The following is a 20,657-nucleotide window of genomic DNA, read 5'->3' as shown; positions in this document are numbered from 1 at the left end:
GGTGCGCCCGCGCGTCAAGGTGACCAGGATCGCAGTCTCACACCGCAAGCTGGGAGTGGACGGGCAGCGGGGTCCATGTCGTAGTGTGCGGTCTGATCTCGGCCGCCGCGCCGAACCGTCACCAGGAGTCAGCCGGCCAGGGAGGGCCCATGCTCAACCTCATCACGAAGCTCGTGCTCAAGCCGCTGGCGAAGGCGGTCTACCGGCCCGTCATCGTGGGCCTGGAGCACGTGCCGCGCAAGGGTGGGGTGATCCTGGCCAGCAACCACCTGTCGTTCATCGACAGCGTGGTGATCCCGCTGACGGCTCCGCGCCAGGTCCACTTCCTGGCCAAGGCCGAGTACTTCACCGGCACCGGGATCAAGGGCGCGATCTCCCGCGCCTTCTTCACCAACGTGATCAACGCCGTCCCGGTGGAGCGCACCGACTACCGCTCGGCCGCCGCCTCGCTGGAGCAGGCGCTGGAGATCCTGCAGTCCGGCAAGGCCTTCGGCATCTACCCCGAGGGCACCCGCTCGCTGGACGGCCGGCTGTACAAGGGCAAGACCGGCGTCGCCTGGCTGGCGCTGACCGCGGGCGTACCGGTGGTCCCGGTGGCGCTGGAGGGCCCGTCGGAGATCCTGCCGGTCGGTCGGCGCCTGCCCCGGATCCGCCAGGTGACGGTCCGCTTCGGCAAGCCGCTGCACTTCGACGAGCTGCACGGGCAGGCCCGTTCGGCCAGGGCCCGCCGCCAGGTCACCGACGAGGTGATGGCGGCGATCCACGAGCTCTCCGGCCAGGAGCTGGCCGACAGCTACAACGAGCTGCCCAAGGCCGCCTGACGCCGCGCGGGCGGCGTCCCCAGGAATTCCAGCACCAGCGCGTCCACGGCCGCGGAGGCGGCCGTCGGCAGCGCGTGGTGGCCCACCCCCGGCAGTACCTCCACCCGGGCCCGCGGCAGCAGCCGACGGGCCCGGTCCGCCGTCGCCGCCGCGTCGTGCACCCGGCTGCGCCCGGCGAACACCACCAGCACCGGCGGGGCGAGCGGCGCCGGGTCGAGCGTCCGCCCGACCACCGGCCGGCCCCGGCCCGGCAGCGTGGCGCCCCGCACGTACAGGCGCCCGAAGTCCTCGTCCACGCCCGTCCCCGCGGTCTCCCATGCCAGGTACGCCCCGACCCGCCGCGCGGTCGGCCGCAGCAGCATCGGCAGCACCCGCAGCAGGTAGCCCGGCCGGTAGCCGCCGAACACCTGGGTCGGGTCGAGCAGCGCCAGCCGCTCCACCCGCCGCGGCGCGTGCAGCGCGTACGCGGCGGCCACCCAGCCGCCGTACGAGTGCCCGCACAGCGCGGCGGACGGCAGCTCCAGGCCGTCCAGCACCGCGTCCAGCCACGCCATCAGGTCCGAGGGCGTGCGCAGCGGCAGGCCCGCGCGCTCGCTGCGGCCGACGTCGCCGAGAATGTCCACCGCGTACACCCGGTGCCGGGCGCCGAGCGCCGGGGCGTTGGCGAACCAGGCGGCGCCGGTCGCCCCGCCGCCGGGCAGCAGGACCAGCGGCGGAGCGTCCGGCGGGCCGTACGCGTGCACCCGGGTCGGGCCGTACGGCGTGGCCACGGTCAGTGCGGCGGTGCCGGCCGGCCAGCGGGCCAGCAGGGCGTCGTAGGCGGCGACGAACGATTCGGACACAACGGCGCCTCGGGAGATCGCTCTGACGTATTCTCTCGCTGAGCGAGATACTAGGCGAGCGAGAGGAATCCATGTCCATGAATGCCGAGGAGAGCCGGCAGGACCCGCGGCTGCGACTGGTCCACCGGCTGCGGGCGGCGACCGTCGAGTTCGACCTGCTCGGCGCGGAGTTCGCCGCCCGGCACGGCCTGCACCCCACCGACCTGCGGGCCCTGATCGCCCTGCTCGACGCCGCCCGGGCCGAGCGCCCCGTCACCCCCGGCCGGCTCGGCGAACAGCTCCGCCTCAACTCGGCCGGCACCACCGCCCTGGTCGACCGGCTGGAACGGCTCGGCCTGGTCCGCCGCGAACGCGACGCCGCCGACCGCCGGCGGGTCCTGCTCACCGTCGAGCCGCGGGCGGTCGACCTCGGCTGGTCGTTCTTCGGCCCCGCGATCGGCGCGCTGCTCACCGCGATGGACGCCTTCACCCCGGCCGAGCTCGACACCGCCGAGCGCTTCCTCGCCGCGATGACCACCGCCACCGCCGACACCCGCGCCACCGCCGCCCGGCAGCAGCCCTGACCCGACCCCGCCTCCCGGCTGCCGCCGGGTCCCGACGGGACCTGCCCACCCCCCGGGGGCCGCCGTCAAACCCCCGCCTTCCTGGCGACGCCCGGGCACGCTCCCTCCTTGCCCGCCTACGGGCAGGAGGGCCCACCGCCGCGTTGTCATCGGTCGCTCCGCCTTGCGATGCACGCACGCGAACACCGCCAGGCCCGCCCTTCGGGTGGACGACGGGGGTTCGACGACGGACCCTACGCCGGGACGGCCTCGCGGTGGAGGAGGGCGGCGTAGCGGCCGCCGAGGGCGAGGAGCTGGTCGTGGGTGCCGAGCTCGGCGATCCGGCCCTGGTCGAGGACGGCGATCTGGTCGGCGGCGCGGACGGTGGAGAGCCGGTGGGCGATGGTGATGGTGGTGCGGCCGGCGGCGAGCGCGTCGATGGCCTGCTGGACGGCGAGTTCGGTCCGGTTGTCGAGGGCGCTGGTGGCCTCGTCCAGGATGAGCACGGGCGGGTTGCGCAGGATGGTGCGGGCGATCGCCAGGCGCTGCTTCTCGCCACCGGAGAAGCGGTAACCGCGCTCGCCGACCAGGGTGTCGTACCCGTCGGGGAGTTCGGCGATGGTGTCGTGGATCCGGGCGGCGGTGGCGGCGGCGACCAGGTCCTCGTCGGTGGCGTCGGGCTTGGCGAAGCGGAGGTTGTCGGCGACCGAGGCGTGGAAGAGGTAGGTCTCCTGGGAGACCACGCCGACCGCGGCGGCGAGGGTGTCGAAGGCCAGGTCGCGGACGTCGACCCCGTCGAGCAGGACCCGTCCGCCGGTGGCGTCGTACAGCCGGGGCACCAGGTAGCTGAGGGTGGACTTGCCGGAGCCGGTCTCGCCGACGACGGCGAGCGAGCCGCCGGCCGGGATCTTGAGGTCGATGCCGGTGAGGGTGGGCCGGTCCTGGTCGGCCTGGTAGTGGAACTCGACGCCGTCGAAGGTGACGTCGCCGCGGACCTCGCCGAGGCGGACCGGCTGCTCGGGCTCGGCGATCTCGACCGGCAGGTCCAGGTACTCGAAAATGCGCTGGAAGAGCGCGAGCGAGGTCTGCACCTGGACGCCGGTGGACAGCAGGCTGACGGTGGGCCGGAACAGCTGCTGCTGGAGCGAGACGAAGGCGACCAGGGTGCCGACCGAGACGATCGGGGCGCCGCCGGCGGCGGCCAGTCCGGCCGCCCAGTAGATCACCGCGGGCATCGCCGCCATCACCACGCCGATGGTGGACATCCGCCAGCGGCCGGCCATCGAGGACCGCACCTCGAGGTCGGCGAGTTCGTCGGACTGTCCGGTGAACTCGCGGGAGAGCGAGTCGGAGCGGCCCATGGTGCGGCCGAGCAGGATGCCACTGACCGAGAGGGACTCCTGGACGGCGGAACTCATCGCGGCGAGCTGCTTCTGCCGCTGGGCGGTGATCTTCTTGCGCTCGTTGCCGACCCGGCGGCTGATCCAGACGAACAGCGGGAGCAGCAGCAGGGAGACGACGGTGAGCCGCCAGTCGAGGGCGACCATGGCGGCGACGCTGGCGACCACGGCGGTGAGGTTGGAGACCAGCGAGGTGGCGGTGGAGGTGACGGTGGACTGCATGCCGCCGATGTCGTTGGCGATCCGGGACTGCACCTCGCCGGTGCGGGTGCGGGTGAAGAACGCCAGCGACATGCGCTGCAGGTGGGTGTAGACGGCGGTGCGCAGGTCGTGCATGACGCGCTGGCCGACGGTGGTGGAGATCAGGGTCTGGGCGACGCCGAAGACGCTGTTGACCACGGCGGCGGCGATCATGCCGAGGGCGAGCAGGGTGAGCAGTCCGGTCCGGCCCTGGGGGATCGCCACGTCGAGGACGGCGCGCAGCAGGAACGGTGTGACCACGGAGACCACGGCGGAGGCGGCGACCAGCAGCCCGACCACGGCGAGCCGGCCGACGTAGGGGCGGAACAGCGCCAGGATGCGGCGGAGCTGAGCGGGTGGTCGGGGCTCGTCCTCGGTGCGCTCGGGCGGGGTCCAGTCGTTCCGGTGGAGCTGCAAGGGAGGACCTCCAGGGTGGGCGGGCGGCCAGCATACAGAGTGAAGCTCATAGTTAGCAAAGCTAAAAGAATTACCGGCTATTCCCGCCGGCACCCCACCCCGGAGCCCCACCCCGGAGTCCCACCCCGGAGTCCCCCGCTCGACGAGCCGAGCGCAGGTCAGTCGGTGCGGTAGCTGCGCGCCGCCTTGGAGGAGATGCCGCCCAGCCCGCCGGCCGGGAGCAGCCGCGCGACGGCCACCACGGCCTTGTAGCGCTTGCCCGGCACGGAGAGGGTGCGGCCGCGCGCCAGGTCGCGCAGCGACTCGTCGACCACCCGGTCGGCGGACAGCCAGCCCCAGCGGGGGATGTTGGAGGTCCCCATGCCGGCCCGCTGGTGGAACTCGGTCCGGGTGAAGCCGGGGCACAGCGCCTGCAGCCGGACGCCGCTGCCGGCCACGTCGCGGGCGATGCCCTGGGTGAAGTTGACCACCCAGGCCTTGGTCGCGCCGTAGGTGCCGCGGGGCAGGAAGGCAGCGACCGAGGCGACGTTGACGATCCCGCCGCGGCCGCGCTCGCGCATCCCGGGCAGCGCGGCGGTGGTGGTCCGCAGGATCGCCTCGACGTGCACCTTGAGCATGTCGAGTTCGGCCTGGAGCGGCACGTCCAGGAAGGCGCCGCGGTTCCCGAACCCGGCGTTGTTGATCAGGATGTCGACCGGGCGGTCGGCGTCGCGCAGCCGCTCCTCGACGGCGGCGATGCCCAGGTCGGTGGCGAGGTCCGCGGTGAGCGTCTCCACCTGGACGCCGTAGCCCTTGGCGAGCTCGGCGGCCGCGGCGGCGAGCCGCTCGCCGTCGCGGGCGACCAGGACCAGGTCGCGCCCGTCGCGGGCCAGGCGGCGGGCGAAGGCGGCGCCGATTCCGGCGGTGGCGCCGGTGATGAGAGCAGTGGTCATGGACCGACCGTACCGGCGGGTAGGGATCGGCGCACCGGTGCGCCCGGGCGGCAAACGGGCGAGGCGCGGCCGCCGTCCGGCGCGGCGCGGGGCCGCGGACGGCCGACCGATCGTACGTTGATCCGCACATCGCAGCCCACGCGGTGTGGTGATATCACCGTTCCGATCTTCGACCGAGGGATTCTGATGCCCACTCAGACGCTGCCCCGCTCCATACCACCGGCCTGACGCACTCCGGCCCGGCTCCGGAAGGGGGAGCCGGGCCGGCGCCGGTTGCGGTGCGGTCGGGGACCGAACCGACGATCAGGCGCGGTACGCCGCCCAGGAGTTGGTCATCCGGGTGACCTGGCCGGGGGTGAACTGGTACATGCAGGAGTCGTAGGTGTAGTCCATGAAGTTGTGGATCGGGTCCACGCCGGTCTTGTTGGTGCAGGAGTCGCGGCCGGTCGGGCACTGGAAGGCCGCGGTCTTCTCGGCCGGGGTGTCGGAGACGTAGTCGCCGTTGCCGCTGCAGCCGCCCTGGAAGGTGTGGTACAGCCCGAACCAGTGGCCGACCTCGTGGGTGGCGGTGTCGCCCTCGTTGTAGTTGGTGGCCGAGCCGCCCGGCAGCGAGGAGTCCAGGATGACCACCCCGTCGTCGCTCGGCGCGGACCGGTAGTCGCTCGGGAAGGTCGCCCAGCCGAGCAGCGACTGGCCGAGCTTGGCGGTGTAGATGTTCAGCGCGTTGGCGCCGCCCTTGCGCAGCGTCGACTTCATCTGCGTCTCGGCGGTGGAGCCGGGCGTGATGTCGTTGTACCAGGACGCGTTGTCGGTGTAGTCGGTGGCGACCAGCTGGAACCGGAACGGGGTGGCCGCGTTGCCGGTGCCCTGGCCGCCGTAGGCCGCGTTCAGCACGGTCAGCTGCTTGGAGATGTCGCTCGCGCTCAGGTTGCCCGCCGCGCCGTCGTGCACGACGTGGACGTAGACCGGCACGGTGGTGGCGGCCAGCGCGCCGCCGGCCAGCAGTTGGGCGCCCTTCGGCGAGGTGCGCACCCTGGCCACCTGCGCCTGGAGGTCGGCCTCCATCGCCCTGGCCCGGGCGTCGGTGATCGCGTTCGGCTCCTGGGCCTGGCTGCCGGCGGCCCGGCGGGCACCGGCGTCCGCGGAGTCCTGGGCGCAGGCCGCGGCGGGCGCCGCGGACGGGGAGGCGGTGGGGACGGAGAACGGGGTGAAGGCGGTCACGCCGGCGAGGGCGGCGACACCCAGCAGTCTGGTCGAGATCCGGACAGAGCGACGCATCTGCTCTCCTGCGGGGGTGGGGGGACGGCGGTGGGGGACCGCCGAGCAGAGGCTACGCACCGGCCGCATGGACGCGTCAGACGCGTTCCGGCCGTGAAATTTTCACGACAAAACACCCAAAGACCGGAGGTTTACCGGTCTTTGGGTGCCACGGGATGGAAGCTTTACTTCACTCCCGTATTCGCCGAATGTCCGAAACTCAGCCCTGCGTACCGGACCTGGCGGCCCGCGCGGAGGCGTCGGCCGCGCCGCCGGCGCCGACCGGGGCCAGCCGGGTGTCCGCAGTGGCCTTCAACTCCGGCTCCAGCCGGGCCACATCGCGCGAGCCGACCGCGGCGATGAGGCCGGGCAGCATCCACCGGATCGGCTGCATGCCGCGCAGCCAGGCCTGGGCGTAGACGTGCGGGGAGCGGCGGGCGATCCCGGCCACCAGCCGGTCCACCGCCGGGCCGAGCGGGTAGGTCTTGTTGGCCGGCCAGGGCAGCCGGGCCCGCATCTGCCGCAGCACGGTGTCCTGGTCGGCTCCGCGCACCATGTCGGTGTCAGTCCAACTCAGGTATCCGACACCGACCTTGACGCCCTGGTGGGCGACCTCGGCGCGCAGCGCGTGGGCGAAGGACTCCACCCCCGCCTTGGAGGCGCAGTACGCCGCCATCAGCGGGGCCGGGGTGATCGCGGCCAGCGAGGCGATCTGCAGCAGGTAGCCGCGGCTCTCCACCAGCGCGGGCAGGAAGGCCCGGGCGGTGGCGACCGAGCCCAGCAGGTTGACCTCGATCACCCGGCTGAACGCCCGGTGGTCGCTGTCCAGCAGCGGGCCGCCGATCGCGATGCCGGCATTGGCCACCACGGTGTCGATCCGGCCGTAGCGGTCCTGGATCGAGCGGGCCACCGCACTCAGCGCGTCCAGGTCGGTGACGTCGGCCTCCCAGGCGGACGCGTGCTCACCGCACTCGGCGGCCACCGCCTTCAACTCGGCCGGCTCCAGGCCCACCAGGGCCACCTTGGCGCCCTGCGCGGCCAGCGTACGGGCCATCAGGGCGCCGATGCCGCGGGCGGCTCCGGTGACGACGACGACCTGGGAGGACAGGGGCGGGTTCATGAGACGGCCTCCTCGGCGGCAGAAGCGGGGGCGGATGCGGCGGCGGATGCGGACGGGGCGTCGGCCGCGAGGGCGGCCATCCGGCGGATCTCCCCGGCCACCTCGGCCGGGCGCTCCACCGGGGACATGTGGCCCACCCGGTCCAGTTCGAGCAGGCCGCGCCCGTCGGTGAGGGCGGCGGCCATCCGGTGGGCGTGCACCGGCGGGGTCAGCTTGTCGTGGCTGCCGACCACCACCGCGGTGGGGACGGCGAGCCGGGCCAGGCCCTGGTGGACGTCCAGGGTGTCCAGCACGCCGGCCCAGCGGTGCCGGACGGCGGTCGGGCAGGCGTGCACCACCTGGGCACAGGCGGCGACCCGGTCGGCGGGGGTGTCCGGCCCCATGGTGGCGTACTTGAGCAGCGCCTTGGACAGGCCGGTGACCGGGCCGAGCGGCAGCCGGGACTGCAGGATCTGCCGGTGCAGGAAGCGCCTGACGGCGGTGGAGCGGACGGCCGGCGGGACGACGGTGAGCTCGGCGACCAGCTCGCCGGGGCCGGTGGAGATCAGCACCGCGGCGCCGGTCCGCCGCCGGACCTCGGGGCGGTCGGCGGCGGCCATGATGGTCATGCCGCCCATGCTGTGCCCGGCCAGCACCGCCCGCTCCCCCGCCGGGACGGTGGCCAGCAGGACCGCCTCCAGGTCCTCGGCGAGCTTGGCGGTGGAGTAGCCGGCCGCGCCCGGCGGGGTGTCGCTGCGGCCGTGGCCGCGCTGGTCGTACGCCACCAGCCGGTACTCGCCGACCAGTTGGTGGACGACCGGGGCCCAGAACGCGGTCGCGCAGGTCCAGCCGTGGGAGAGCACCACGACCGGGGCGCCCTCGGGGCCGTAGCTCTCGACGTTCAGTCCGGTGCCGTCGGCGGAGCGGACCCGCCGGACCTCGGCCGGGTCGGGCAGGACGCAGTCGCTCGGAATGCTCGCGATCACGCGGGGACAACCTCCTCGGCGGGCGCCGCGACCGGCGCGGTGCGCTTGATCAGCTCGTACTCGGCCAGGTCGACCCGGCGGGTGGCGCGCCGGAACGCGCTGGTGGAGGCGGGCCACAGGGTGGTGTTCTTGCCCGAGCGGTCCAGGTACCAGCTCTGGCAGCCGCCGGTGGTCCACACCGTACGCTCCATCCGGTGCTGCAGTTCCAGGTTCCAGCGGCGCTGGGCCCGCTCGGTGGGCTGCATCGCGGTCGCGCCGACCGCGTCCAGCGTGGTCAGCGCGTCGACCAGGTAGTTCAGGTGGGACTCGATCATCAGGATCATCGAGCTGTTGCCGAGGCCGGTGTTGGGCCCGATCACGAAGAACAGGTTGGGGAAGCCGTGCACGGTGGCGCCGCGCAGCGCCTCCATGCCGTCCTTCCAGGTCTCCGCCAGGCTGGTGCCGCCGACGCCGAACACCCGGTGGGCGATGGGCAGGTCGGTGACGTGGAAGCCGGTGCCGAAGACGATCGCGTCCACCTCGTGCTCGCTGCCGTCGGCCGCCACCAGGGTGGAGCCGCGCAGCTCGCGCAGGCCCGAGGCGACCACCTCGGTGTTGGCGGCGGCCAGCGCCGGGTAGTAGGTGTTGCTGAGCAGGATGCGCTTGCAGCCGATCCGGTAGTCGGGGGTCAGTTTCGCCCGCAGCGCCGGGTCCGGTACCCCGCGGGCGATGTGCGCCTCGGCAACCTTCTGCACCAGCTTGAGCAGTCCGGGCCGACGGACGAAGGCGTCCACCTGGAGCTCGCGCAGCGCGAACAGCGTGCCGCGGCGGACCGCCCCGGTCGGCGGGACCTTGCTGTGCAGCCACTTCTCCAGTCCGGAGATCTCCCGGTCGCGCCGCGGCATCACCCACGCCGGGGTGCGCTGGAACACCGTCAGCCGGCCGACCTGCGGCTGGATCGCCGGGATGATCTGCGCCGCGGATGCCCCGGTGCCGACCACCGCCACCCGCTTGCCGGTCAGGTCGAAGTCGTGGTCCCAGCGGGCCGAATGGACCACCTTGCCGGGGAAGGTGTCGAGGCCGGGCAGGTCCGGGATCTGCGGGTCGGCCAGCGGGCCGGCCGCGGAGACCACGGCGTCCGCCGTCCACTGCCCGGCGGAGGTGGTGACCCGCCAGCGGGTGTGCTCCTCCTCCCAGCGCAGCTCGCTCACCTCGGCGTTGAACCGCAGGTGCGGGCGCAGCCCGAAGGTCTCGGTGACCCGCTCCAGGTACGCGCGGATGTCGGGCTGGCCGGAGAAGCTGCGCGGCCACTCGGGGTTCGGCGCGAAGGAGAAGGAGTAGAGGTGCGAGGGGACGTCGCAGGCGCAGCCCGGGTAGCTGTTGTCGCGCCAGGTGCCGCCGACCGAGCCGGCGCGCTCCAGGATCACGAAGTCGGTGATCCCGGCGCGGCGCAGCCGGACGCCGGCGCCGAGGCCGCCGAAGCCGGAGCCGATCACCGCGACCCGCACGTGCGGGACCGGAACGGCGGCGGTGGCACCGTCGGCGGAGGGTTGGGCCGCGGGCGGCTGCTTGGTGCGGGGTGCCATGCGGGGGCCTCCAGGGCGGGGATGGGGGTGCTGGGGTGCTGCACGGACCGGAAACCTTGCCAGTAATCACTGGCACGATTGGCAGGGTAGTCCTTGTTGACACCGAGTGGAATAGGGCGGACGGGGCGGGTTCCCGCCTATGCTGACCGGCGTGGCGGAGATCGAGAAGGACGGCGGGCCGCGCGAGTACCGGGTCGAGGAACTCGCCGAGGCGGCCGGCGTGAGCGTGCGGACCGTCCGTTTCTACCGCGAACGCAGACTGCTCCAACCGCCCCGCAAGGAGGGCCGGATCGCCTGGTACGGCGAGGAGCACCTGGCCCGGCTGCGGCTGATCGCCGAACTCCTCGACCGCGGCCACGCCCTCGGCGGCATCGCCGAGTTGATCGGCGCCGGCGAACGCGGCCGCGACGTCGCCGACCTGATCGGACTGGCCGACGAGCTGATCGCCCCCTGGTCCGACGAGACCCCCGTCCACCTCGGCTGGGACGACCTGCACGCCGCCTTCGGCGACCAGCTCACCGAGGAGAACACCACCGAGTCCATCGCCCAGGGCTTCATCACCGTCGACGAGGACGGCATCACCCACATCAGCCGCCGCCTGATGGACGCCACCGTCGCCCTGGTCGCCGAGGGCGTCCCGCTCTCCGCCGTGCTCGCCGTCAGCCGCAAGGCCCGCGAGTACGCGGACGCCACCGCCGAGGTCTTCGTCGCCCTGGTCCGCGACCGGCTGCTCGGCGCCCTCACCCACGTCGAGGACCTCACCCCCGCCGAGGCCGCCCGCCTCACCGACCAGATCCGCCGCATCCGCCCGCTGGCCCGCGCCGTCAACGACGCCCAGTTCACCCTCGCCATGGACCGCCGGGTCCGCGCGGAGTACGAGCAGCTGCGCCACCCGTGACCCGCCGCCACCACGGCTTGGGTGCTCCTCCAAGGAGAGGGCCCGGGCCGGGTGCGGTGCGCTGGGTGATCGGACCGTGACGCGGTTGGGTTCCTCGCCGGTACGGTCGAGACTCACCCGCACACGTCACTGCTTTCGTCCGGGCCGACGACGGGAGGCGGGCGCCCCGAGCCGGCCCGCCCGGGGGTGGGTGGCGGATGGCCGTGATGAGGACGTTCCGTACGGCGGTGGGGCTGACCGGGGGCCGGGTGCTCCTGTGGTCGCTACTCGGGCGGCTGCCCGCCGCGATGTGCCCGATCGGCTCGCTGCTGCTGGTGACGGACGAGTCCGGCAGTGTCTGGCGCGGTGCGGCGGTGGCCGGGGTGCTGGCCGTCGGCCAGGGCGTCGGCGGGCCGCTGGTCGGCCGGCTGGCGGACCGCCGCGGGCAGCGCCCGGTCGGGCTGGCCGCGGCCGCGGTGAACACGCTCGCCATCCTGGCCCTGGTGGCCGGGTCGGTGCTGGGCCTGGCGCTGCCCGTCCAGCTGCTGGCCGCCGCGTTGATCGGCGTCTCGGTGCCGCTGGTCGGCCCGCTCTCGCGCAGCCGGTGGGTCCGCCTGGCCCGCGGCGACCGGGAGTCCACCGCCGCCGCGCTCTCGCTGGACGGCACGGTGGACGAGATCAGCTTCACCGCCGGACCGGCCGTGATCGGCCTGCTCGCCGCCCTGGCGAACCCGGCCGCCGGAATGCTGCTGGCTGCCGCGCTGGTCGGCGTCTGCGCCACCTTGTTCGCCCTGCATCCGAGCGCCTCGCCCGGCTCGCCGGCTGCCGCGCGCAGCACCGCCCGCCTGGTCAATCCGCCGTTCGCGCTGCTGCTCGGCGGGATGGCCCTGCTCGGGGTGTGCTTCGGCTCGGTCCAGGTCGGGGTCACCGCCACCACCGAACACCTCGGCCACCCCGGGGCGGCCGGCCTGCTGTACGGCCTGATCGGCGGCGTCTCCTCGTTCGCCGGGGTGGCCACCGCGGCGCTGCCCGCCCGGGTCGGGCTGCCGGTGCGACTGAAGGGCGGTACCGTCCTGCTGCTGGCCGCCTCGCTGCTGCTGCCGTTCGCCGACACCATGACCGCGCTGACGGTCGCCACCGGCTGTCTGGGCGCGGCGGTCGCCCCGCAGATGATCACCATGTTCGGGCTGGCCGAGCGGACCGTCCCGGCCGAGCGGCTGGGCGAGGCGATGGCCGCGCTGGTCAGCAGCATCACCCTGGCCCAGTCCGCGGGCACCCTCGCCGCCGGCTGGGCCGCCGACCACCACGGCCCGGCGGCCCCGTTCCTGGTGACCTGCACCGCCGCCGCCCTCGCCCTGCTGCTGGCCCTCACCACCGCCACCGAACGGCGCTACCGCCGCCGCCACACCCCCGCGCCGCCCCGGCCGACCGCGACCACCGCGGCCTGACGCATCGTCAGTCCACGTCGGGTGCCCGGGGAAAACCCGGTTGCGCGCAGGGGGCCGGTCCGTAGCCTGACCCGCATGGACCTCTCCCCCACCACCGCCGACCGCCCGGCCGCCGGGGCGGTGGCCGCCGCGGCCACCGCCGTCGTCCTCTGGGCGTCCGCCTTCGTCTCGATCCGCAGCGCCGCCGACCACTTCGGCCCCGGCGCGCTCGCCCTGGGCCGGCTGCTGGTCGGCTCGCTCGTGCTGGTGGTGATGCTGCTGGCCCGCGGCGAGGGACTGCCGCCGCGGGCGGCCTGGCCGGGGATCGCCGCCTCCGGGGTGGTGTGGTTCGGGCTGTACACGGTGGCGATCCACTGGGGCGAGCACCTGGTGGACGCCGGCACCGCGGCGATGGTGGTGGCGCTCGGCCCGCTGCTGATCGCCCTGCTCGGCGGCCGACTGCTGGGCGAGGGGCTGCCGCGCAAGCTGCTGGCCGGGCTCGCCGTGTCGTTCTGCGGCGCCCTGGTGGTCGGGATCGCCACCTCGAGCGGCGGCGGCCCGATCGGCGGGATCCTGCTGTGCGCGCTCGCCGCGGTGACGTACGCGGTGGGCGTGGTGCTGCAGAAGCCGGCGCTGCGGCACGCCTCACCGCTGCAGGCGACCGCCTTCGGCTGCCTGACCGGAGCGGCGGTGTGCCTGCCGTTCGCCCCGCAGCTGGTCTCCCAGGTGGCCGCGGCCCCGGCCGGCGCCACCCTCAACATGGTCTACCTGGGGCTGTTCCCGACCGCGCTGGCCTTCACCGCCTGGGCGTACGCGCTGGCCCGCACCACGGCGGGCCGGCTCGGCGCCACCACCTACACCGTGCCGGCGCTGGTGGTGCTGATGTCCTGGGCCGTCCTCGGCGAGCTGCCGCGCCCCCTCGCCTTCGTCGGCGGGGCGCTCTGCCTGGCGGGCGTGGCCCTCTCCCGCCGCAGCTGACGCCGCCGCCCGCCCGCCGGCCTCCGCGCGACGGCGGGCCCCGGTGACTCCATGTCGACAAGTCGATCAGCATCTCCGACCGGCGTGGACCGGCGCGAGCCGGACCGCACGGACGTGCGAGAGTGGAGTCAGCGAAGGGAGCGGGCACGTGCTGATGGAGAAGGTGGCGGAGATCCTCGCCGAGGCGTCGGCCGTGGCCGTGGAACCGAGGTTCCGCGCGCTGGCCGCCGGCGAGGTGATGGAGAAGGCCCCCGGCGAGGTGGTCACCGTGGCCGACCGCGAGGCGGAGCAGATCATCGCGCACCGGCTGCGCGAGCTGCTGCCCGTCCCGGTGGTCGGCGAGGAGGCCGTCTCGGCCGATCCGGAGCTGGCCCGCGCCCTGCACTCCGAGCCGGCCGTCTGGCTGGTCGACCCGGTCGACGGGACCTCCAACTTCGTGGCCGGCCGGCCGAACTTCGCCGTGATGGCCTCCCTGGTCCGGGCCGGGCAGACCGTCGCCGCCTGGATCTGGCAGCCGGTCACCGGCACCGCGTACGCCGCCGAACTCGGCTCCGGCGCCTGGTGCGACGGCCGGCGGCTGACCCACCCGCCGGTCGCCGACTCCCCCGCGCAGTGGCAGGGCATCCTGAAGAGCCGCTTCCTCGACCCCGCCACCCACCACCGCCTGCAGAGCAACGCCCGGGTCTTCGGCCACCTCAGCGGCGGGCGGAGCGCGGCCGGCATCGAGTACCCGCTGGTGGCCACCGGCGAGCAGGACTTCATCCTGTACTGGCGCACGCTCCCCTGGGACCACGCCCCCGGCTCGCTGCTGGTCACCGAGGCGGGCGGACGCTCCGCCCGCCTCGACGGCAGCGCCTACCGCCCGGAGGCCCCGGGCTGCGAGGACGGCCTGCTGGTCACCGCCGACGCGGACCAGTGGGACCGGATCCACGCCATCCTGCTCGGCCTCGACTGAGCCCCGTGCGGCTTGCGCGGGCCGCACGGGCGCCCCGGTTCACCAGACCACCGGCAGCCGCTCCGGCAGGCGCTTGATGAAGCCCGGACGCCAGGCCAGCTGCTCCACCGGCAGGGCGAGCCGCAGCTCGGGCAGCCGCTCCACCAGCGCCGTGACGGCGATCTCGGCGTGGGTGCGTCCCAGCGCCGACGCCGGGCAGAAGTGCCGGCCGCCGCCGAACGCCAGGTGCGGGTTGGACTCCCGGTCGAAGTCGATCCGCTCCGGGTGCGGGAAGACCTCCGGGTCGTGGTTGGCGCCCTCGATCAGCACCAGGACCAGCTCGCCCTCCTTCACCAGCACCTCCCCCAGCCGCACGTCCGCCAGGGCGATCCGCGGCAGCGCGTCGCCGATCGACAGGTTGTAGCGCAGCAGCTCGTCCACCGCCCGGCCGATCACCGCCGGCTCCCGGCGGATCCGCTCGGCCAACTCGGGCCGCTCCACCAGGTAGATGATCGCGTGCAGCAGGAACGAGGAGGTGGAGACCGCGCCCGCCCCGAACAGCGACAGGGCGACGGTGGCGAGCAGCTCGTCACTGACCCGGTCCGAGACGTCCGGGGAGCGGCGCAGCTCGGCGAACCGGCCGAGCAGCCCCTCGGTGGGCTCCGGGTCGGCGTTGAGCCGGTCGACCATGTAGCCGAGATCCTTGTACCAGTTGGGCGTGGAGCCCTCGAACGGCTCCGGGCTGGTGATGAACGCGACGTCGATGCCGGACATCAACCGCCGCCAGTCGTCGGTGGGGATGCCGAGCAGCCGGCAGTGCAGGGCGGCCGAGTACGGCTCGGTGAAGCCGTCGCGCAACTCGCCGGGGGCGCCCTGCTCGATCAGCCGGTCGATCAGCCGGTGCGCCTCGGCCTCCAGCCAGCTCGCCAACTCCTTGTCGGCGCGCGGGGAGAGGGTCTTCATCACGGCGTTGCGCAGTCCGGCGCTGTTGATGTTGCCCATGTTGTTGACCACCTCCGGCGGGATGGTCAGCGCGTACTGGCGCGGGACGCCCGGGTTGGCGGTGTCCTTGAGGCTGAACCGCTCGTCCTCCAGCACCTGCTTGGCGAGGGCGTAGCTGCTGACCAGCCAGGCGTCGTCCCCGGTCAGGGTGCGGACCTTCGCCACCGGGTGCTTCTCGCGCAGCAGGTTCGCCTCCTCGGGCACGATGTCGCCGCGCCGGGAGAGCGGGAAGGTGAACTCGGGCTGCACAGTGTCGGTCATACGGGGTGTTCTCCTTGCGATGGGTGACGGCCGGTCAGGCGGCGGCGACCTGCGGTGCGGCGGTCGGACGGACCACCGCGTACGCCTGCGCGGGGACTGCGCGCAGGCCCTCGGTGCGGCCGAACAGCACCGGGGTGAGCGGGAGTTCGACGTGGTAGCAGGCGACCGAGGAGCGCACCCCGAGCAGCGCCGGGGTGTCCAGGAAGAACGGCAGCTCGGCGGCGATGTAGTCGACGCCGGCGGCCAGCCGATCGGGGGCGGGGGCGGTGCCGTCGGCCTGCCGGGCCCGCAGGAAGGAGCGGGCCATCCCCTCGGTGGCCGCCCGGAACTCGGGGTCGGTGCCGAGGGCGTGCAGCACCTCGCGGTGCAGCTCCCGGTAGGTCGCCCGGGGCAGGAACTCCGACAGGGCGTGCACGCCGACCCCGGGACGGCCCGCCTCGGCGACCCCGCGCTGGATCCGCCGCTGGGTGGCCTTGACCTCCTTGGCGGCGCGCCGCTCGGCGTGCTCGGCGGTGTAGCCGGCGGCGGTGAATTGCGCGTCGACGTGCAGGTCCGCGTAGACGATGTCGACGGCGTCGAAGAACTCGTGTCCCCACCGCACGAGTTCGGCGATCCGCTGCGGACCGAAATAGCTGTTTCCCGGACTGACCCCGATCAGGAGGTGGTCGCCGAGTTCGAACACGGACCGGCAGCGGTCCGAGAAGGGCCGGACCTCGAAGGGTCCATGGGTGGTGAAGGTGGCAAGGGTGGTGCTCAGGAGCGATTCGCTCATGCCGCGGCCTCCGCGTCGCAGAACTGAGGACATAAGAGGGGGTTTTGGGCAGCCGTCGGACACCTCGGTCGCCCGGTCGGGGCGAGCCAAGGGAAAGCGGCCGGAAACGCCGGTCGGGCGGAGAATTCTCGGGTCGGGCTAGCCGAACGAGCGCGGTACTGCCGACAGCGTCGGCGTCGCGCAACGGCATGCCGCGAAAACCGCAGGAACGCGGTCGCGCATGTGGTGGAGCCCCCTTGTGCCGCTAGTCCCTGAGAGCCGTGCGCTCCCGGTGTGGCGGCGACTACGAGAAGTTACCGCCCGGCTCGGTCGAATCCGCAAGTCCGGTTCGGGAGATGGCAAAATATCGCCTGTCCACGGCCGGAATCACGTGGACAGGCGAGCGGAAGTATGTTCACGGAGTCTCTTCGGAGGATTCACCGAATTGACCGGCCGTCACGGGCGACCAGTGTACGTTTCTCCGATTGTCTTGGCCAGAGCGGGCATTCGGTTAGGACGATTGCTCCACCCGGCGACCGGCCCGGACCACGGCGGCCAGCAGATCGGCCAGATCGGACGGCGTCGTCCGGGGATTGAGAAGGGTGAGTTTCAGTCGGACCAGGCCCGCGGCGTTCGAGGAGTGCGCGGGGGCGGGGAGTTCGGTCCGGCCGACCACGGCCCGGCCGGTGCGCAGCAGTTCGCGGCGCAGTTCGGCGTTGATCCGGTCCGCGGCGGCGGGGTCGACAGCGGAGCCTGCGGTGCCGGTCGGGAGGTAGCGGAAGACCACGGTGGTGAGCACCGGGTCGCAGTGCAGCTCCAACGCCGGCTCGGCCCGGACCAGCTCGGCGGCGGCGAGGGCCAGCTCGTGGCAGCGGTCCACCATCCGGCCGAGGCCCGCACGGCCCAGCGTGCGCAGGGTGACGGCCAGTTTGAAGGCGTCCGGACGGCGGGTGGTGCGCAGCGAGAGGCCCAGCAGGCTCGGGTACCCGGCCTCCTCGTCGTCGGCCGGATTGAGGTAGACGGCGCGGCGGGCGAGGGACGCGTACGTCTCCGCCCGGCGGACCAGGAACACCCCGGCGGCGGCCGGCTGCCAGCCCAGCTTGTGCCAGTCGAGCGAGACCGAGTCCGCCCGCTCGACGCCGGCCAGCAGCGGGGACAGCCGGTCGGAGAACAGCGCGCCACCGCCGTACGCCGCGTCCACGTGCAGCCAGGCGCCGTACCGGGACGCCAGGTCGGCGACCGGGCCGAGCGGGTCGATCGCGCCGGTGTCGGTGGTCCCGGCGGTGGCGACCACCGCGACCGGGACGGCGCCCTCCCGGGCCGTCGCGGCGAGTGCCTCCGCGAGCGCCGCCGGGTCCATCCGCAGCGTCCGGTCGACCGGCACGGCGCGGACCGCGCGCTCCCCCAGGCCGAGCAGGGCGGCCGCGCGCTGGACGGAGAAGTGCGCCGCCTGCGAGGCGAGGATCCGCGGACGGACGCCGGGCGGGACGCCGTCCAGTTCGACGTCCGGGCCGAGGCGCCGGTCCCGGGCCAGCATCAGGCCCATCAGGTTGGACTCCGTGCCACCCGAGGTCAGCACCCCGGCCGATCCGGCCGGGTCGAACCCCACCAGGGCGGCCAGCTCGGCCAGCAGTTCGCGCTCCAGGGCGGTCGCGGCGGGCGCCTGGTCCCACGAGTCCTGCGAGGGGTTGAGCGCGCTGACCGCCAGGTCGGCGGCGGCCGCCACGGCCAGCGGCGGGCAGTGCAGGTGGGCGGCGCACGCCGGATCGGCCGGGTCGGCGCCGCCGTGGGCCAGCAGTTCGGTCAGCCGGGCGAGCGCGGCGGGGCCGGTGGCGTCCGCGAGGGCGGCCCGGACCCGGTCGGCGGCCTCGGCCGGACGGCCTGCGGCGATCGGCCCGCCGCGCCGCTGCGCGCCGGCCGACAGCGCCGCCAGGACCTCCTCCAGCAGCGGGCGCAGCGCCGCGGGGCCGGCCGTGCCGCCGGAGAGGGCCGGCCAGTCGTCGGCGGCGAGGTGGTGCGGGTCCGTCATGCCGGGTTCCCGGCGGGGGCGGTGGCGGCGCTCCCGGTAGCGGAAGGGGCGGTGGCGGCGTTCTCGATGGCGTCGAGGAGGCGGTCGAGGACGGCCTCGGCCTGCTCGTCGGTGATGGTGAGCGGTGGGAGCAGACGCAGCACCGCGTCGTGGCGGCCGCCGAGTTCGACGATCAGCCCGCGGGCCAGGCACGCCTCGCGCACCCGGACGGCGAGGCGCGGGTCCGGCGGCAGCGCGCCGCAGCTGTCGGGCGTGCCCGCGGGGTCGACCAGTTCGACGCCGAGCATCAGGCCGCGGCCGCGGACGTCCCCGATCACCGGCAGCCGTCCGCGCGCACCGTCGAGCCGGGCCGCCATCCGGGCGCCGACCGTCGCGGCGCGGGCCACCAGCCCGTGGTCGGCCACGAACCGGAGCGTGGCGGCGCCGGCCGCCATCGCCAGCGTGTTGCCGCGGAAGGTGCCGGTGTGCGCGCCCGGCCGCCAGCCGTCGTACTCCTCGCGGTAGACCACCACGGCCAGCGGCAGGCTGCCGCCGATCGCCTTGGAGAGCACCATCGCGTCGGGCATCACCCCGCTGTGCTCCACCGCCCACATCGCGCCGGTGCGGCCGACGCCGGTCTGCACCTCGTCCACGATCAGCGGGATGCCCCGCTCGGCGGTGATCCGGCGCATCGCGCGCAGCCAGCCGTCCGGCGCCGGGACGACCCCGCCCTCGCCCTGGACCGCCTCCACGATCATCGCCGCGGGCGGCAGCACCCCGCCGGACGGGTCGTCCAGCAGGCGCTCGGTGTACGCGGCGGACAGCTCGGCGCCCCGCTCGCCGCCCACCCCGAACGGGCAGCGGTAGGCGTACGGGAACGGCAGCCGGGTCACCTCTCCCCCGCTCGGCAGCGGCTCCTTGACCGCCACGTTGCCGGTGACCGCCAGCGCGCCGGCTGTCATCCCGTGGTACGCGCCGGTGAAGGCGAGCGCGCCGCGCCGCCCCGTCGCGGTCTGCATCAGCTTCAGCGCCGCCTCGACCGCGTCGGTGCCCGCCGGACCGCAGAAGTGGATCCGGGCGTTGGCCGCGAAGGCCGGCGGCAGGCTGGCGAGCAGCGCGGTGGTGAAGTCGTCCTTCTCGGCGGTGGCCAGGTCGAGGAGGTGCAGCGGGGCGCCGCTGTCCAGGGTGCGGCGGATCGCCTCCAGCACCACCGGGTGGTTGTGACCGAGCGCCAGCGTGCCCGCCCCGGACAGGCAGTCGAGGTAGCGGCGGCCGTCGGCACCCTCGACCGTCATCCCGTTGGCCCGGACCGGCACGATCGGGAACGACCGGGCGTAGGTGCGGGCGGCCGACTCGCGGATGCGCTGACGGCGCAGGATCGCGTCGCCGACGGGGGCGGCGCCGACGGTGCCGACGGTGAGGGTCACAGCAGAGCTCCCTTAAAGTTAGGTAAGCCTAACTTTATCGGGAAATGACCAGGTCGGCCGGGATCGGCGGGAAGACCACTCGACCGGGTGACACCTCGGTCGGAACGACAACGAGCCGACGCTTCATGGGTTACGGGTAGTCTGCGGGCGTGTCGTACGAATCCGAGCCGGCCCGCGCCAGGGAGTTCTTCGCCGAACGCGCGGCGGGCTGGGACGCCAAGTTCCCCGGCGACGAACCGCGGTACGCCGCCGCCGTCGCCGGACTCGGGCTGTCCGGCGGAGAGTTCGTGCTCGACGCGGGCTGCGGGACGGGGCGCGCGCTGGCGCCGCTGCGGGACGCGGTGGGGCCGGACGGTGTGGTGCTCGGGATCGACCTGACGCCGGAGATGCTGGCACAGGCGGCCGCGAAGGGCGTGGACGCGGCGCTCGTCACCGCCGACTGCGGGCGGCTGCCGCTGCGGGACGGGGTCGTCGACCTGGTCTTCGGGGCCGGACTCATCTCGCACCTGCCGGGACCGGAGAGCGGCCTGCGGGAACTCGCCCGGGTCACCCGGGGCGGCGGACGGCTCGCGCTGTACCACCCGATCGGGCGGGCCGCGCTCGCCGCGCGGCACGGGCGGCAGCTCACGGCGGACGACATCCGGGCCGAGGGGCCGCTGCGGGGGCTGCTGGCGGGGGCGGGGTGGCGGTTGGTGTCGTACGTGGACTCGGACGTGCGGTTCCTGGCGGTGGCCGAGCGGGAGGGGTGAGCGGCCGGAACGCCACCAACGGTGGGCCCCGCTCGGGAGGTTGACCGGTCCCGGGGTCGGCCTCGCGGTTCCCCGAGCCCCTGACGGGCTGGTCTCCGCCGGTTGGATGGCTGGGCGTCGGGAAGCGCCACCAACGGTGGGC

General features: G+C 74.2%; 18 protein-coding genes. 7 read left to right on the top strand and 11 right to left on the bottom strand.

What is annotated here, in order from left to right; translation table 11 throughout:
* Window positions 1–149 precede the first annotated feature (149 nt).
* On the top strand, window positions 150–821 hold the full coding sequence (locus tag FHR36_RS07935; protein ID WP_253795152.1) for a lysophospholipid acyltransferase family protein: 672 nt from the start codon (window positions 150–152) through the stop codon (window positions 819–821).
* On the opposite strand, the gene FHR36_RS07930 is transcribed toward FHR36_RS07935, so the two are convergent.
* Entirely contained in the window at window positions 794–1,663 is an 870-nt protein-coding gene (locus FHR36_RS07930) for an alpha/beta fold hydrolase (protein WP_253795150.1), read from the bottom strand. The genes FHR36_RS07935 and FHR36_RS07930 overlap by 28 nt on opposite strands.
* Before the next feature lie 77 nt (window positions 1,664–1,740).
* On the opposite strand from FHR36_RS07930, the gene FHR36_RS07925 reads away from it, so the two are divergent.
* The gene (locus FHR36_RS07925) at window positions 1,741–2,226 is read left to right on the top strand and encodes a MarR family winged helix-turn-helix transcriptional regulator (RefSeq protein ID WP_253795147.1); all 486 of its coding nucleotides are present in this window, start codon (window positions 1,741–1,743) and stop codon (window positions 2,224–2,226) included.
* A 233-nt stretch (window positions 2,227–2,459) separates the two neighbouring features.
* On the opposite strand, the gene FHR36_RS07920 is transcribed toward FHR36_RS07925, so the two are convergent.
* The 6 genes from FHR36_RS07920 to FHR36_RS07895 all read right to left on the bottom strand — a co-directional run bounded on the left by FHR36_RS07920 (window position 2,460) and on the right by FHR36_RS07895 (window position 10,101).
* On the bottom strand, window positions 2,460–4,262 hold the full coding sequence (locus FHR36_RS07920; protein WP_253795146.1) for an ABC transporter ATP-binding protein: 1,803 nt from the start codon (window positions 4,260–4,262) through the stop codon (window positions 2,460–2,462).
* Between the two features lie 158 nt (window positions 4,263–4,420).
* Window positions 4,421–5,194 carry an SDR family NAD(P)-dependent oxidoreductase gene (locus FHR36_RS07915; RefSeq protein ID WP_253795145.1) on the bottom strand — a complete coding sequence of 258 codons (774 nt, stop codon included), beginning with the start codon at window positions 5,192–5,194 and terminating at the stop codon, window positions 4,421–4,423.
* Window positions 5,195–5,497: 303 nt separating this feature from the next.
* Window positions 5,498–6,472 (bottom strand): zinc metalloprotease, encoded by a 975-nt coding sequence (locus FHR36_RS07910; protein WP_253795144.1) that lies wholly within the window; start codon window positions 6,470–6,472, stop codon window positions 5,498–5,500.
* A 199-nt stretch (window positions 6,473–6,671) separates the two neighbouring features.
* Window positions 6,672–7,571, bottom strand: coding sequence for an SDR family oxidoreductase (locus tag FHR36_RS07905; RefSeq protein WP_253795143.1), 900 nt, complete (start codon window positions 7,569–7,571; stop codon window positions 6,672–6,674).
* On the bottom strand, window positions 7,568–8,533 hold the full coding sequence (locus tag FHR36_RS07900; protein WP_407660823.1) for an alpha/beta fold hydrolase: 966 nt from the start codon (window positions 8,531–8,533) through the stop codon (window positions 7,568–7,570). Before FHR36_RS07900 ends, FHR36_RS07905 begins: the two co-directional genes overlap by 4 nt.
* Window positions 8,533–10,101, bottom strand: coding sequence for a flavin-containing monooxygenase (locus FHR36_RS07895; protein WP_253795140.1), 1,569 nt, complete (start codon window positions 10,099–10,101; stop codon window positions 8,533–8,535). Before FHR36_RS07895 ends, FHR36_RS07900 begins: the two co-directional genes overlap by 1 nt.
* 151 nt (window positions 10,102–10,252) lie before the next feature.
* Here FHR36_RS07895 and FHR36_RS07890 point away from each other — a divergent pair, with 151 nt between their 5' ends.
* From FHR36_RS07890 to FHR36_RS07875, 4 genes are all read left to right on the top strand, one after another.
* Window positions 10,253–10,999, top strand: a complete 747-nt coding sequence (locus FHR36_RS07890) for a MerR family transcriptional regulator (RefSeq protein WP_308199226.1) — start codon at window positions 10,253–10,255, stop codon at window positions 10,997–10,999.
* A 206-nt stretch (window positions 11,000–11,205) separates the two neighbouring features.
* Complete coding sequence (locus tag FHR36_RS07885) at window positions 11,206–12,426, top strand: MFS transporter (RefSeq protein WP_253795136.1); 1,221 nt, start codon at window positions 11,206–11,208, stop codon at window positions 12,424–12,426.
* Window positions 12,427–12,501: 75 nt separating this feature from the next.
* Window positions 12,502–13,383: a DMT family transporter gene (locus FHR36_RS07880; RefSeq protein ID WP_253795134.1), complete on the top strand. Its 882-nt coding sequence runs from the start codon at window positions 12,502–12,504 to the stop codon at window positions 13,381–13,383.
* Between the two features lie 154 nt (window positions 13,384–13,537).
* Entirely contained in the window at window positions 13,538–14,338 is an 801-nt protein-coding gene (locus tag FHR36_RS07875) for an inositol monophosphatase family protein (protein ID WP_253796688.1), read from the top strand.
* A gap of 39 nt (window positions 14,339–14,377) precedes the next feature.
* On the opposite strand, the gene FHR36_RS07870 is transcribed toward FHR36_RS07875, so the two are convergent.
* From FHR36_RS07870 to FHR36_RS07855, 4 genes are all read right to left on the bottom strand, one after another.
* Window positions 14,378–15,580, bottom strand: a complete 1,203-nt coding sequence (locus FHR36_RS07870; protein ID WP_253795132.1) for a cytochrome P450 — start codon at window positions 15,578–15,580, stop codon at window positions 14,378–14,380.
* Window positions 15,581–15,614: 34 nt separating this feature from the next.
* Window positions 15,615–16,352 carry a tRNA-dependent cyclodipeptide synthase gene (locus tag FHR36_RS07865; RefSeq protein WP_253795130.1) on the bottom strand — a complete coding sequence of 246 codons (738 nt, stop codon included), beginning with the start codon at window positions 16,350–16,352 and terminating at the stop codon, window positions 15,615–15,617.
* A gap of 490 nt (window positions 16,353–16,842) precedes the next feature.
* Entirely contained in the window at window positions 16,843–18,360 is a 1,518-nt protein-coding gene (locus tag FHR36_RS07860; protein ID WP_253795127.1) for a pyridoxal phosphate-dependent decarboxylase family protein, read from the bottom strand.
* Window positions 18,357–19,766, bottom strand: a complete 1,410-nt coding sequence (locus FHR36_RS07855; RefSeq protein ID WP_253795125.1) for a diaminobutyrate--2-oxoglutarate transaminase family protein — start codon at window positions 19,764–19,766, stop codon at window positions 18,357–18,359. Before FHR36_RS07855 ends, FHR36_RS07860 begins: the two co-directional genes overlap by 4 nt.
* Window positions 19,767–19,915: 149 nt before the next feature.
* Here FHR36_RS07855 and FHR36_RS07850 point away from each other — a divergent pair, with 149 nt between their 5' ends.
* A complete protein-coding gene (locus FHR36_RS07850) occupies window positions 19,916–20,515 on the top strand; it encodes a class I SAM-dependent methyltransferase (protein WP_253795123.1) in 600 nt (199 codons plus the stop codon).
* The last annotated feature ends 142 nt before the right edge of the window (window positions 20,516–20,657 follow it).

Source organism: Kitasatospora cinereorecta (genome assembly GCF_024172095.1).
Lineage (GTDB): Bacteria > Actinomycetota > Actinomycetes > Streptomycetales > Streptomycetaceae > Kitasatospora > Kitasatospora cinereorecta.
The sequence above is the reverse complement of the archived record's forward strand: the minus strand, read 5'-3'. Positions and strand labels throughout refer to the sequence as shown.